Source organism: Achromobacter sp. UBA5777 (assembly GCF_002418565.1).
GTDB lineage: Bacteria > Pseudomonadota > Gammaproteobacteria > Burkholderiales > Burkholderiaceae_B > Achromobacter > Achromobacter animicus.
In genome coordinates, this window is record NZ_DIEJ01000164.1 from 1 (window position 1) to 8,179 (window position 8,179).

The following is an 8,179-nucleotide window of genomic DNA, read 5'->3' on the forward strand; positions in this document are numbered from 1 at the left end:
GTCGCATCGCCGGCCGGCGCGTCGCGCAGCGCATACGCCACCAGATCCGCCGCGTATGCGGGAAGATCGTCGCGCACACACAGCACCAGATCGCGGGCCGCCCACGGATCCGCCAGCGTCACGCGGCTTACCCCCGCTGCGCGGCCATAGCGCACCGCCGCCGCGCGCGGCACGATCGCCACGCCGACCCCCTGTCCCACCATCCGGCACACGGCATCGAAACTGCGCAACCGCACGCGATAGGACAGCGCCTTGCCGCTGCGGCGCGCGTGATGCGCGATGTGCTCCTGCAGCGCGCTGCCCTGCACCAGTCCAACGAATTCAAACCCGGCCACGTCCTCCAGCAGCACCTGTTGGTGCGCCGCGAGCGGATGGTTGCCCGGCACGATCAGCGTCAGCGGGTCGTGGCGGAAGATGCGCGTGCGCAGTCCGTGCAGATCTGCCGAGTCCGCCAGCACCCCGATGTCGCATGCGCCGGTCCGCAGCGCGTCGGCGATCTCGTGGCTCAGGCGCTCTTCGAGGTCGACGGAAATATGCGGATGGTCCTTGAGAAACGCGCCCAGCACGGGCGGCAGGTACTCGCTGAGCGCCGTGGTGTTGCACAGCACGCGCACATGGCCCTTTAGCCCGGCGCCGTAATGATCCAGCTCGCCGCGCATGCGGTCGATCTGGCCCAGCACCAGCCGTGCGTGATGGACCAGCGTGCGCCCGGCGGGCGTCGCCTGCACGCCGCGTGGCTCGCGCACCAGCAACGGGACGCCCAGCGCGTCTTCCATGCCGCGGATACGCTCGCTGGCCGACGCCAGCGTCATGTGCGACCGCCCCGCGCCCGCCGTGATGGAGCCGGTCTCGTGCACGTTCAGGAAAAGGCGTAGGTCGGTCAGGTCAAAGCGCATGGAAAAAAGCGTAGCACGCGAGCCTCAGGCGCTGCCATAGTCTGGGTAAGCCAGATCCCGATAGGCGCGGCCGGGCGCGAGCGTGAGAATGCGTCCACACCCACCCAGACAGGCGGAAATCATGAACATTGCACTATTGCGCACCCGGACCGCGCGCTGGCCGGGGCTGGCCTTGGTCGCACTGGCGCTGCACGCCTCAGGCGTGGCCGAAGCGCAGGCCGGACTTGGCGGCCCCCTCACCCCTGCCCAGCAGTACGCACTGGCGTTGGAAGCCCAGACGCAGGGCGACCATGGCGCCATGCTGACGTGGCTGCGCGCCGCCGCGCGTGCTGACCACCCGCCCGCGCAACGGATGCTGGGCATGGTGCTGCTCGGCGGTCCGGCGTTGTACGGCCCGTCGCTGCCCGCAGACCTGTGCGAGGGACGCGCATGGCTGCTGCGCGCCGCCCGTCAGAACGAGGGACCGTCGCAGGATGTGGCTTTCGCCCTGTTCGGCCGTCCCAAGGACGCGCTGACCGCGCATTGCGAGCCCGCATGAATCTTTTCGATCCCGTATTGCTCGCGGCTGTTGTGACGGTCTTCGTCCTGGCCGGCGTGGTCAAGGGCGTGGTCGGGCTGGGTCTGCCCACCATTTCGATGGCATTGCTGGCGCTGGTGATGGCGCCCGCGCAGGCGGCGGCGCTGCTCATCGTGCCGTCGCTCATCACCAACCTGTGGCAGGCGCTGCCGTGGGTCACATTGCGCGCGGTCCTGCGGCGGATCGCCGGCATGCAGGCCGGCGTCTGCGCGGGCACGGTGGCGGGCGCGCTGTGGCTGGGTCCGCCCTCCGGCGAATGGGCCGGCATCTTCCTGGGGCTGGCGCTGGTGGCTTATGCCGGCTGGGGACTGTTTGGCTCGCCGCCTACGGTGCAGCCACGGCATGAACAATGGATCGGCATCGCGGCCGGCGCGGTGACCGGGGTGATCACGGCCGCCACCGGCGTCTTCGTCATCCCGGCCGTGCCCTATCTGCAAGCCCTGAAACTGGACAAGGATGCGCTCATCCAGGCCATGGGGATTTCGTTCACGGTGTCGGCCGTGGCGCTGGCCGCGGGACTGTGGCTGAACGGCGGCTACACGGCCGGCGCCGCCAGCGCGTCGCTGCTGATGTTGGTGCCGGCGCTGGCCGGCATGGCTTTGGGGCAGCGGCTGCGTGGCCGGCTTTCCGCGCGCACGTTCAAGCTGTGCTTCATGGTCAGCCTGGCGCTGCTGGGCGCCTACCAGGCCGGGCGCGGGCTGCTGGGCGGCTAGCGGCTGCGCGCCTCAAACGGTCTGCGGGCTCCCCACCTGATGCGCTGGCGCGCTGTACGCCTCAAGCGGCCAGCCGTCTCCCGTCAACCGCACCGATCGACACGGACATCTCGCGCCAGCGCGCCAGCTCCTGTTGCACCGACTGGATCTTGCTGCGCGCCTGATCGAAGGAATCGCGGCCCAGGAACAGGTGCAGGGGCGCGTATTGCGCCTCGGCGGCCTGGATCAGCGCCTGCGCCGCCTTGACCGGATCGCCGCCCTGGTCCCATCCTTGCTCGCCGCGCGCGGCCAGCTCCGGGGATGCTTGCGCATCACCCGCGCGCATCGCGCCCGGGTAGACCAGCGACACCCGGATGCCCAGCGGCGCGGCATCGGCGGCCAGGGACTCGGTCAGCCCGCTAACGGCAAACTTGGCGGCGCTGTAGGCGCCCCATTCCGGCGCGCGGCCATCGAAACCCAGAATCGACGAGATATTGAACACATGCCCGCCACGCTGCGCGCGCAGACGCGGCATCACGGCGCGGATGACGTTCAGCACCCCGAACACGTGGGTATCGAACGTGCCGCGCAACTGCGCATCCGACAACCGCTCGAGCGAGCCTTGCACGCCCTGCCCGGCGCCATTCACCACGACGTCGATGCCGCCAAAGGCCGCCGCCGTGGCGTCCACCGCGCGGCGCACCGCGCGCTCGTCGGCCAGGTTGACGGTCAGGGGCAGGAACCGGCCTTCCAGCTTGGCGCCCACTGCTTCCAGCAACGCATCGCCATCGTCCGACGTGGCCGCGACCTTGTGCCCGTGGTCCAGCAGCATCTTGACCAGCGTGACGCCCAGCCCGGCCGACGCGTCCGTCACCAACCAGATTTTTTCGGTATTCATACGATTCCCTTCCCTTGCTTGCGGCCGCCGGCAAGATGCCTGGCTGCGTGGCCGATACCGCCGCGCTCTGCAGAGCCACGGCCGGCGCGGCCCTGGACAGGATAGTAAGAATCGCGTGCGCGGGCGTACAGGCTGGATCTTGCGTGAAACCTGCCTATTTCTACGGCAATGCGATATGGCGGATAATCCGTCTGTTTGCCGCCGCCACGCGCGGCGGGTCATTGCGGGGCTTTCTTTCCCCGCTGCTTTCGGAGTCAGCTATGCATCGCGGCATTGAAGCGATCGAACACTTCATGGAATCCATCGGCCTGACCTGGCAGCCCGGCCGCGTCGCACGCGCCGAACTGCGCGTCAGCTACCGCATCGGCAATACCCGCCCGCTGGGCATCGACCGCACGCTGGTGGAATTCCACTGCGACGCCAAACGGGCAAAGGTGTGGGTGCCCGAGTTCTCGCGCACCAGCTTTCACCAATGGTTCGAAGTCCCCTATCAGGACTTCGAGTACACGCCCGGCGGGTCCATGCTGAAGATCAAGGCCGCCGCGCGCGGCAATGCGCCGCCCTACAGCGTGGGCATCAAGCCGCTGGCCTGATCGCCCCGCGCGGAACGCCGGTCATAGCGGCTTGTACATGATCGTCGTTCCGTCCACCTTCGCCGGGTCGAGCGGATCTCGTGCAAAGCCCGGAATCACCCCCACCGTCTGATAGCCCAGCGACGCGTACAGCGGCTCTGCCGAATCGCCCGTGCGCGTGTCCAGCGTGAGCAGGCTGCGATGCAGGCGCCGCGCCATGTCCTCGACCTCGTGCATCAGCTTGCGCGCGATGCCCTGGCGGCGAAAATCCGGATGCACCAGCAGCTTGCGCACCTCGGCACGGTGCGGCTGGTTCGGCGGCGTGTCGACGTCCAGTTGCACGGAGCCGGCAACCCGCCCGTCCACGCGCGCCACCCACAACTTGACCGCCCCGCTTTCGACGCCCGGCAGCACCTTGCCGCGCCAGAACCCCTGCGCGTCGTCATGCGTGTACGGCAGCACGAAGCTGACGCTGGCCCCGCCCTGCACGCACGCGTGCAGCAAGGTGGCCAGCTCGGGGACGGCGGCCGCGGCGGCGTCGGCCGTCAGCAGCGTCAATTCAAGGTTTGCAGCGGTCATGGCAGGCTCAGACGATGAAAAGCAGGTAACGGGCGCCGCTGTGCGGCGGGGTGACGAAGGCGCTGGCGCCGAATAGCTGGTAGCGCAGGCAGTCGCCCGGCAGCAGGCGATGCGTGTGGCCGTCGGCCGTGACCGAGAGCTCGCCATCCAGCATCAGCAGATGGTGTTCAAGGCCTGGCCGTGGCGATTGGTCATAACGGATGCGGGCATCGGCGGCCAGTTCGCAGGCCAGCACCTCGCCCGCCAGGCGCTGCGACGGCGGCGACACCGAGCGGCGCCGGAAACCCACGCTGTCATCCACCCACACCGCCTGAGCGGCCTCGGGCACGTGGGCGGCAAAGTCGTCCTCGACCATCAGCATGAGGCGCGACATCGTCATGCCATGGGCGGCGCAGAGCTTGCCCAGCACGTTGGCGGTGGGACTGACCTCGCCATTTTCAAGGCGGGAGAGCGTGGCGCGGCTGATGCCGGCGCGACCGGCCAGATCGTCCAGCGACCAGCCCCGGTCCTGGCGCAGTGTCTTGAGCCGGGCGGCCAGACGAAGGTCCAGCCCGGGATCGGCGGTGACGGCGGTGGCATTTGATTGTTCCATATTCGGGAATTTATTCCAAATATGAAAACATGTCGACCGCGTGGTTTCCCCGATGCGCAATCCGTTCGCCCGCCGGACACTACGACCGACCCGCGCCGGATTCGGCACAATAGCGGTCATGCACTTGGGCAAACTCCTCTACATGACCATTTTTTGCGCGTTGACCTCCGGTTGTTCCCTTCCCTCGCTGGACAAGCGCAGCGTGTCGCAGGGGCTTACCAATGAGGAAGCCGGGGCAACGCCCCTGGGCCAGGCGATCGCCCCGCTGGCCGCCGCGCATCCCGGCAAGTCCGGCATCCACGCCCTCGCCGATCCCCTGGACGCCTTCGCCGCGCGCATGATGCTGGCGCGTGCGGCCGAACGCAGTCTGGACGTGCAGTACTACATCTGGCACGACGACATGACGGGCATCATGCTGTTCGAGGCGCTGCACGAGGCCGCCGACCGCGGCGTGCGCGTGCGCCTGCTGCTGGACGACAACGGCACGTCGGGCCTGGACCGGACGCTATCCGCGCTGGACGGGCATCCGAACATCGAGGTGCGGCTCTACAACCCGTTCACGCTGCGCTGGCCCAAGCCGCTTGGTTACCTGACGGACTTCAACCGGCTGAACCGCCGGATGCACAACAAGTCATTCACCGCCGACAACCAGGCCACCATCGTCGGCGGCCGCAACATCGGCGACGAGTACTTTGGCGCCACCGACGGCGTGCTGTTCAGGGACATGGACGTGCTGGCCATCGGCGCCGCCGTCAGCGACGTGTCGGGCGACTTCGACCGCTACTGGCGCAGCGATTCCGCCTATCCGGTGGAAGGCATCGTCCGAAAAGCTGCGTCCAACGAACTGGAAGAATTGGAGGCGGACGCCGCCGCCGTCGAACAGTCGCCCGAGGCCGCGGCCTATGCGCAGGCGATGCGCGACCTGCCCTTCATCCGGCAATTGCTTGGCGGTGAACTGCCGCTGATCTGGGCGAGCACGCGAATGGTCAGCGACGATCCGCGCAAGACGCTGGGCACCGCGCCGCGCGAGGCGATGCTGCCGCACCAACTGCACGAGATTGTGGGCGAGCCGGCAAAGGAACTGCTGCTGGTGTCGCCCTACTTCGTGCCCACCGCCGCCGGCACGCAGGCGTTTGCCAAGATGGCGCGCAATGGCGTCAAGGTCCGGGTGCTGACCAACGCGCTGGAAGCCACCGACGTGGCGGTGGTGCATTCGGGTTACGCCAAGCGCCGCAAGGACTTGCTGGCCGCCGGCGTCGAACTCTACGAAATGAAGCGCGCGGCGCAAGGCGTCGAGCGCAACAAGAGCATGGGTCCCTTCGGCAGTTCGGGCTCCAGCCTGCACGCCAAGACCTTCGCGGTGGATGGCGAGCGCGTTTTCGTCGGGTCGTTCAACTTCGACCCCCGGTCGGCGCGATTGAATACCGAGCTGGGATTTGTGATCGACAGCCCGGCGCTGGCACACGGCGTCGAAGAGGCCTTCGAGGAAGAACTGCCCCGCACCGCATACCGCGTCATGCTGGATGAGATGGGCAAGCTCTACTGGCTGGAAGAGCGCGACGGCCACACGGTGCGCCACGACCGCGAGCCCGGCGCCAGCGTGTTGCAACGCGCGACCGTGTGGGTGGCGTCGCTGCTGCCGCTGGAGCCGTTGTTGTAGGGGTGGAAGTCGAACGCAACCCGGTCGAACGCGACCCGGTCGAACGCGACCCGGTCTAGCGCGACCCGGTCTGTCAAAATCCGCAACAAGCGGAGTGGCCGTTTATTTCGCAAGGCGTAGACTGGACGCAGCGATTTTCCGCAGTGATTCTGCCGCAGAAATTTGCCGCAGTAGTTCTGCCGCAGCAATTCTCCATTCAACGACCATGACCACGACGCCCGCCGACGCCCTGCTCGCGCAGCAGGATTGGATCCGTGCAGTTGCCGACCTCGACGCGCACGGCAACGCCATCCTGCCCGCCTTGCTGACGCCTGCGCAATGCACCGGGCTGTCGGACGCCTACGACCTCGATGATCGCTACCGAAGCCGTATCGTGATGGCGCGCCACGGATTCGGCCGCGGCGAATACAAGTATTTCCGCTATCCCTTGCCTGACCTGCTAGCGCGCCTGCGCGGCGCGCTCTATGCCGAATTGGCGCCCGTCGCCAACCGGTGGAACCGGCAAATGGGTATCGCCGTGCAGTATCCGGCGAACCACGCGGATTTTCTTGCGCGCTGCCATGCGGCCGGCCAGCGTCGGCCGACACCATTGATCCTGCAGTACGGGCCGGGCGACTTCAACTGTCTGCACCAGGACCTGTATGGTGAACACGTGTTTCCGTTGCAGGTGGCGGTGCTGCTGTCCGCACCCGGCGAGGATTTCACCGGCGGCGAATTCGTCATGACGGAAACCGGCACCCGCGAGCAGCGCGCCGACGTGCTGCCGCTACAACAAGGCGACGCGCTGATCTTCACGGTAAATCAGCGCCCGGTTCCCGGCGTGCGCGGGTGGCGCAAGGTGGCCATGCGCCATGGCGTGAGCGAATTGCGATCAGGGCGACGCCATACGCTGGGCATCATCTTTCACGACGCGGTGTGACATGACTTTGGACCTATTCGGCGGCGACGATTCCGCCCAACACGGCCGCGTGACCATCGGGCCGCAATCGGTGGTGTTGCGCGGCTTTGCGCTGCCAACCGTGGACGCGTTGCTGGCCGGCGTGGACGACGTGACCGCGCAGGCGCCGTTCCGGCACATGGAGACGCCCGGCGGCTACACGATGTCGGTGGCGTTGACGAACTGCGGCGACTTGGGTTGGACGACGGACGCCCGCGGCTATCGCTACAGCCGCATCGACCCTGTGTCCGGTCAGCCCTGGCCGGCGATGCCGCAGGCGTTCAGGCAGTTGGCGCAGGACGCGGCGCGGGAAGCCGGCTTTCCGGATTTTTCGCCGGATGCGTGCCTGGTCAACCGCTACGAACCCGGCTCGCGTCTGTCGCTGCACCAGGACCGCAACGAGCGCGATTTCAGCGCGCCCATCGTGTCGGTGTCGCTGGGCATGCCGGCGATGTTTCTCTTCGGGGGAGACGACCGAGCGGACCGCGCGGCGCGGGTGCCGCTGTTTCACGGTGACGTCGTCGTTTGGGGAGGCGTGGACCGCCTGCGGTTTCACGGCGTGATGCCGCTGAAGGACCTGCCGCATCCGCGGCTGGGCAGCCGGCGCATCAACTTCACGATTCGCAAGGCGGGATAGGGGCGCGCGGCCGCTGCCGGCGTCCCTGTGAAACCTGGCGACCCGGGCCGTGGGGACAGCGCGGGTCGCGCGTTGCCGCGGCCGCCTGGGTTGCCCAGGCCGGCCCCGGATCGCTCACGCCGCGCGCAACTGCACACGC

The 8,179-nt window shown here is 67.9% G+C and carries 10 protein-coding genes; 6 read left to right on the forward strand and 4 right to left on the reverse strand.

Features of this window, described 5'->3' with window-relative positions; genetic code table 11:
- Nucleotides 1–896: LysR family transcriptional regulator (locus B3446_RS12845; RefSeq protein ID WP_291381521.1), on the reverse strand; the 896-nt coding region annotated here is incomplete at its 3' end.
- A 121-nt stretch (nt 897–1,017) separates the two neighbouring features.
- Between B3446_RS12845 and B3446_RS12850 the strand changes: the two genes are divergently transcribed.
- Nucleotides 1,018–1,434 carry a sel1 repeat family protein gene (locus B3446_RS12850; RefSeq protein ID WP_279970867.1) on the forward strand — a complete coding sequence of 139 codons (417 nt, stop codon included), beginning with the start codon at nt 1,018–1,020 and terminating at the stop codon, nt 1,432–1,434.
- Nucleotides 1,431–2,186, forward strand: a complete 756-nt coding sequence (locus B3446_RS12855) for a sulfite exporter TauE/SafE family protein (protein WP_291381525.1) — start codon at nt 1,431–1,433, stop codon at nt 2,184–2,186. The genes B3446_RS12850 and B3446_RS12855 overlap by 4 nt, the downstream gene beginning before the upstream one ends.
- Nucleotides 2,187–2,247: 61 nt before the next feature.
- Here the strand turns inward: B3446_RS12855 and B3446_RS12860 are convergent, their stop codons facing one another.
- Nucleotides 2,248–3,063: an SDR family NAD(P)-dependent oxidoreductase gene (locus tag B3446_RS12860; protein ID WP_175124428.1), complete on the reverse strand. Its 816-nt coding sequence runs from the start codon at nt 3,061–3,063 to the stop codon at nt 2,248–2,250.
- 260 nt (nt 3,064–3,323) lie between these two features.
- Here B3446_RS12860 and B3446_RS12865 point away from each other — a divergent pair, with 260 nt between their 5' ends.
- A complete protein-coding gene (locus tag B3446_RS12865; RefSeq protein WP_056558301.1) occupies nt 3,324–3,656 on the forward strand; it encodes a hypothetical protein in 333 nt (110 codons plus the stop codon).
- Between the two features lie 21 nt (nt 3,657–3,677).
- Here B3446_RS12865 and B3446_RS12870 read toward each other — a convergent pair whose 3' ends face one another.
- Both B3446_RS12870 and B3446_RS12875 read right to left on the reverse strand, forming a co-directional pair.
- The gene (locus B3446_RS12870) at nt 3,678–4,214 is read right to left on the reverse strand and encodes a GNAT family N-acetyltransferase (RefSeq protein ID WP_291381529.1); all 537 of its coding nucleotides are present in this window, start codon (nt 4,212–4,214) and stop codon (nt 3,678–3,680) included.
- Between the two features lie 7 nt (nt 4,215–4,221).
- On the reverse strand, nt 4,222–4,806 hold the full coding sequence (locus tag B3446_RS12875) for a helix-turn-helix domain-containing protein (RefSeq protein ID WP_291381531.1): 585 nt from the start codon (nt 4,804–4,806) through the stop codon (nt 4,222–4,224).
- 118 nt (nt 4,807–4,924) lie between these two features.
- Here B3446_RS12875 and B3446_RS12880 point away from each other — a divergent pair, with 118 nt between their 5' ends.
- The 3 genes from B3446_RS12880 (at nt 4,925) to alkB (ending at nt 8,040) form a co-directional block, all read left to right on the forward strand.
- Nucleotides 4,925–6,466: a phospholipase D family protein gene (locus B3446_RS12880; RefSeq protein WP_291381533.1), complete on the forward strand. Its 1,542-nt coding sequence runs from the start codon at nt 4,925–4,927 to the stop codon at nt 6,464–6,466.
- Nucleotides 6,467–6,671: 205 nt separating this feature from the next.
- On the forward strand, nt 6,672–7,385 hold the full coding sequence (locus B3446_RS12885) for a 2OG-Fe(II) oxygenase (protein WP_291381535.1): 714 nt from the start codon (nt 6,672–6,674) through the stop codon (nt 7,383–7,385).
- Between the two features lies 1 nt (nt 7,386).
- Nucleotides 7,387–8,040: a DNA oxidative demethylase AlkB gene (alkB, locus tag B3446_RS12890; RefSeq protein WP_291381537.1), complete on the forward strand. Its 654-nt coding sequence runs from the start codon at nt 7,387–7,389 to the stop codon at nt 8,038–8,040.
- The last annotated feature ends 139 nt before the right edge of the window (nt 8,041–8,179 follow it).

Excerpts from the sequence above, each read along its gene's own strand:
- B3446_RS12850 (WP_279970867.1), top strand. The coding sequence starts at position 1,018 with ATGAACATTGCACTATTGCGCACCCGGACCGCGCGCTGGCCGGGGCTG.
- B3446_RS12855 (WP_291381525.1), top strand. The coding sequence starts at position 1,431 with ATGAATCTTTTCGATCCCGTATTGCTCGCGGCTGTTGTGACGGTCTTC.
- B3446_RS12860 (WP_175124428.1), bottom strand. The coding sequence starts at position 3,063 with ATGAATACCGAAAAAATCTGGTTGGTGACGGACGCGTCGGCCGGGCTG.
- B3446_RS12865 (WP_056558301.1), top strand. The coding sequence starts at position 3,324 with ATGCATCGCGGCATTGAAGCGATCGAACACTTCATGGAATCCATCGGC.
- B3446_RS12870 (WP_291381529.1), bottom strand. The coding sequence starts at position 4,214 with ATGACCGCTGCAAACCTTGAATTGACGCTGCTGACGGCCGACGCCGCC.
- B3446_RS12875 (WP_291381531.1), bottom strand. The coding sequence starts at position 4,806 with ATGGAACAATCAAATGCCACCGCCGTCACCGCCGATCCCGGGCTGGAC.
- B3446_RS12880 (WP_291381533.1), top strand. The coding sequence starts at position 4,925 with ATGCACTTGGGCAAACTCCTCTACATGACCATTTTTTGCGCGTTGACC.
- B3446_RS12885 (WP_291381535.1), top strand. The coding sequence starts at position 6,672 with ATGACCACGACGCCCGCCGACGCCCTGCTCGCGCAGCAGGATTGGATC.
- alkB (WP_291381537.1), top strand. The coding sequence starts at position 7,387 with ATGACTTTGGACCTATTCGGCGGCGACGATTCCGCCCAACACGGCCGC.